Consider the following 4,465-nt stretch of genomic DNA (forward strand, 5'->3'; position numbering starts at 1 on the left):
AGGTATTCGAACAACGTCGGGTCGAGCTTGCCACGATGCTTGTCGAGCACCGGCCGCACTGCTGCGACGAAGGCGGCGCGTTCTTCCGGCGTAAGCTCGATCACCTCGTTCTTCGCCGGATCGAGCTTGCGGCGGACCTCGCCGTCCTCGGCGGCCGCGAGCCGGTGCTGGTATGTGGTGGCGGCGCGCGCGGCCTCGTCGACCGCGGCCCGCACGTCCTCGGGCCAGCCGAGATAGTGCGCCTTGTCGCAGATCATCAGCGCCACACCGAAGAGATGCCCCGAGAGGGTGATGTAGCGGTGGTGGTTGTGCACGCCGAAGTTGTAGATGTTGGTCAGCGGATTCTCTTGCGCATCGAACCGGTCGGAGCCGATGTTCTCGGTGAACTCCTTGATGTCGACGGAGACCGGGACGAAGCCGAGCGCGCTCATCGTTTCGGCGATCAGCTCGCTCAGTTGGATGCGGATGCGCAAGCCCTTGCAGTCGGCGGGCGCGCGGATCGGACGCACCTTGTTGCTGAAGTAACGAAAGCCGTTGTCCCAGATCCCGAGCAGCTTGAACGGTGAGGCATCCATCGCCTGCTTGAATCGCTCGCCGAGCTCGCCCGTCAATGCCCGCTGGATCGAGGCGCGGTCCTGCACCACGAACGGCAGGTCGAACAGCGCGAAATCCGGCACCCACTTGGTGAAGCGAATGCTCGCCATGTAGGCGAAATCGAGCTCACCGCGCTCGACCATGACAGGGAGATCGCCGGACGGACGCCCGAGCTTGAGCACGCTGCCGATCAGCTCGAAGCGAGCGCGATCGCCCAACCGCTTGTGCAATTGCTCACCGAAGTACGATGCCGCCCGGTTGTGGATCGACGCGGGCTCCTGGTAGCCGCCGAAGCGGAATTCGATCGGTTTCATAGGGGCGATTGACGCTCGAGGTCGTTGAACGCGCGGCCGCCATGTGGGCGTTGCGGTGCCGAATCGGCAGGCCGATGCTAGCCCATTCCCCCGCTGGGCAACAACATTTAACATCGAGCCTCATCCCAGGAGGAAGACGAATGCTGCTCGCCCAGCCCGGGCGCATCGGCCGTCTCACGCTCAAGAATCGCGTGGTGATGGCGCCGATGGGCACCAATTACAGCACCACCGACGGGCTGTCCACCGAGCGCGACAGGATGTATTACGCCGAGCGCGCGAAGGGCGGCGTGGCCGCGATCATGACCGAGGCGATGGTGGTCACCGAGCATGCGCGCCCGCACCACAATTCGCTTTGCGTCTATCACGATCGTTTCATCCCGGGGCTTGCCAGCATCGTCGATGCGATCCATCGCCACGATTGCCATGTGTTCGGCCAACTCAACCACCGCGGCGCGCTGCTGCGCCGTTTGGTGCTCAACATGGAACCGGTCGGACCATCGACCTGGTACAACCCGAATACCGGCGATGCGGTCCGACCGCTCGCGATCGCCGAGATCGAGGAAATCCAGCAGCTGTTCGTGCAGGCGGCCCGGCGCCTGGTGCACGCCGGCTACGACGGCGTCGAGATCCATGCCGGCAACGGCTACCTCTTCCAGCAGTTCTTGAGCCCTCGCATCAACAAGCGCACCGATCGGTACGGCGGCAGCCTCGACAATCGCATGCGCTTCCTGCTGGAGACGGTCGAGCGGGTGCGCACGGCATTGCCCGCCACGGTGCTGATCGTGCGCCTGTCCTGCACGGAGTACGTGCCGGACGGCTACAGCGACGCGGATATCGTCGCGACTGCGCAGGCGCTCGAGCGGGCCGGCGTGGATGCGCTCGATCTTTCCGGCGGCAGCAACGAGAGCCCGCAGTTGTCCAAGTACTGCATTCAGCCGCCGTCCTTTCCGCGCGGCATGCTGGCCCCGTATGCCAAGCCGATCAAGCAGGCGGTGTCGATCCCGTGCCTGGTCGCGGGGCGTATCGTCGATCCGCAGGACGCCGAAGCCGTGCTCGGCTCCGAGTCGGCCGATTTCATCTCGCTCGGGCGCGCCCTCTATGCGGATGCACACTGGTGCCTGAAAGCGTTCGGCAACGTAGCGGCGCCCATTCGCTCCTGCATCGCCTGCAACGTCTGCTTCGAGCGCCTGACGCTGGAGAAGGACGTCGCCTGCGTGCACAACCCGTTCATCGGCACCGAGTTCGAAGCGCTCGAGCACGCCGAGCCGCAGCTGTTCGCGCCCGTGGCGCTTTCGCGGCGCAAGCGCGTCCTGGTGCTCGGCGCCGGCGTTGCCGGCATCGAGGCCGCGCGGGTGCTCGCCGGACGTGGTCACGCAGTCGAAGTGTGGGAAAAGACCGATCGCCCCGGCGGCCAGATGCCGCTTGCCACGGCGGCGCCGGACAAGCAGGAAGTCGAGCCGATCTGGTCGTACCGCTGGCAGGAAGTGCGCTCGCTCGGCGTTGCGGTGCGAACGAATACGATCGCCACGGCGGAGAACGTGCGTGCGTTCGCGCCGGATTTCGCCATCGTCGCGACCGGTGCGGCACCGCGTGCGGCGCCGTTCGATCTGTCGGCGCTCGACGCCCGCATTCGGATGCTGCACGCGTGGGACTATCTCGGCAACCCCGATGGCATTGGCAGCGGCGCGAAGGTCACCATCGTGGGCGGCGGCATGGTCGGCATGGAAGCTGCCGATCTGTTGGCTGCACGCGACGCACGGGTCACGGTGGTGGAGGCGCTCGCGACCCTGGCGCAAGGCATGGCACGTAACAACCGGATGGAGCTGATCGAACGCGTGCAGGCAAAGGGGGTGACGCTCGTCACCGAGGCGAACATCATCGCAGTGCGCGCTGGCGCGCTCGAGATCCGGATCAAAGACAAGAGCCAGCCGAGCACGCTCGAAATCGGCGACGTGCTCCTGATCGCGATCGGCCCGCGTCCGGTGCGCGATTGCGTCCCGATCCTGGAAGCGGCCGCAGTACCCTACGAGCTCGCCGGCGACTGCTACCGGCCGGGAGATTTCCTGACCGCAATTCGCGACGCCTGGATGGTCGCGCTTGCGCTCGAGCACCGAGCCGCGGCCGAGCCTGGCGAGGCCATGGCAATGGACCATGGAAATGTCTTGCAGCTCGCTCCCTCATCCCCAGCCCCTCTCCCGGCGGGAGAGGGGAGCGTCCCGCGGTGAGCGGTTGTGAACTGCTTGCCGATCTTCAACAGACCGTCAAGCAAAAATGCGCGTTGAGAGGAGGTTCAAAATGACGACTCCCTACGACATCTACGCCATCAAGTACGCGATGCGCGACGCGAAGCGGCCGGTGCACTTCGTCGGCGGCGACCCGCACGATACGCCCATGCCGATGGACTACTTCGTCTGGCTGGTGCGCAACGCCGAGCGCACGATCGTGGTCGACACGGGCTTCACGGCGGCGATGGCGAAAAAGCGCGGGCGCACGCACCTGCGCAGCCCCGCGGAGGGCTTGTCGATGATGGGCGTGGACGCAAGCACGGTGAGCGAGGTCGTGCTCTCGCACATGCACTACGATCACGTCGGCACCTTCGACGCGTTCCCGCAGGCGCGCTTCCATTTGCAGGATCGCGAGATGGCCTACGCGACCGGCCGCAACATGGGTTACCGCCAGTTCGGCCACAGCTACGAGCCCGACGAGGTGTGCGGCATGGTCCGGTTGGTGTTCGACGGGCGGGTGCACTTCGTCGACGGCGAGGAAACGATAGCACCGGGGATCAGCCTGCATCACGTCGGCGGCCACACCGACGGCGTGCAGTGCATGCGCGTCTGGACCGAGCGCGGCTGGGTGGTGCTCGCCTCCGATACGAGCCATTACTACGAGCACTTCGAGAACTACCGCGTGTACCCGACCACGTTCAACCTGGGCGACGTCATGAAGGGCTATGAAACGCTGCGGCGATTGGCCGATTCGATACACCAGATCATCCCGGGCCACGATCCGCTGGTGATGAAGCGTTATCGCGCCCCGGGGCGCGAGCTCGAAGGCATCGTGGTCCGGCTGGACGCAGCGCCACAGGTCTAGCGGACAATCCAAACCGCTTTCCCGCCGCTGCGGCCTTGACCGCATGATTCGCGACGATCGGCGTCTTTGCCCAATTCTCGGGCACGGAGAAAGCGGCAGGGAAGCAAACAGTCAAGCCAAGCAGGAGCGAATGCAATGAGCGCATCCCAACCCCCCTTGCTGCCGAATGCGACGCGCGAGCTCGCGCGCTTCAGTGCGGAGCTGCGATTCGAAGACATTCCGGCGCACGTGATCGCGCACATGAAGCTGTCGCTGCTCGACAGCATCGGCGTGTGCCTGCACGGCGTGACGTTGCCCTGGACCCGCCACGTACAGTCGCTGGTCGAAGCCGAGGGCGCGGCGCCGCAAGCCTCGATCTTCGGCAGCGGCAAGAAGACATCGATGGCGAACGCCGTGCTGGTGAATTCCACTGCCGGCCATGCCTTCGAGCTGGACGACATTCACAAGGAATCCATCATTCACCCCGG

4 protein-coding genes are annotated in these 4,465 nt (G+C 65.4%); 3 read left to right on the forward strand and 1 reads right to left on the reverse strand.

Translation table 11 applies throughout. The annotated features are described in order from the left end of the window. Positions 1-1,022, reverse strand: a 1,022-nt coding sequence (locus GEV05_29660; GenBank protein ID MPZ47452.1) for a hypothetical protein, incomplete at its 3' end; no start/stop codon positions are given. Here GEV05_29660 and GEV05_29665 point away from each other — a divergent pair. From GEV05_29665 to GEV05_29675, 3 genes are all read left to right on the forward strand, one after another. Further along, entirely contained in the window at positions 950-3,133 is a 2,184-nt protein-coding gene (locus GEV05_29665; GenBank protein ID MPZ47453.1) for an NAD(P)-binding protein, read from the forward strand. The genes GEV05_29660 and GEV05_29665 overlap by 73 nt on opposite strands. A gap of 70 nt (positions 3,134-3,203) precedes the next feature. After that, positions 3,204-3,998 (forward strand): MBL fold metallo-hydrolase, encoded by a 795-nt coding sequence (locus tag GEV05_29670; protein ID MPZ47454.1) that lies wholly within the window; start codon positions 3,204-3,206, stop codon positions 3,996-3,998. A 135-nt stretch (positions 3,999-4,133) separates the two neighbouring features. Continuing rightward, on the forward strand, positions 4,134-4,465 hold a 332-nt coding region (locus GEV05_29675; protein ID MPZ47455.1), incomplete at its 3' end, for a hypothetical protein.

The organism is Betaproteobacteria bacterium, from assembly GCA_009377585.1.
Taxonomy (GTDB): Bacteria; Pseudomonadota; Gammaproteobacteria; order Burkholderiales; family WYBJ01; genus WYBJ01.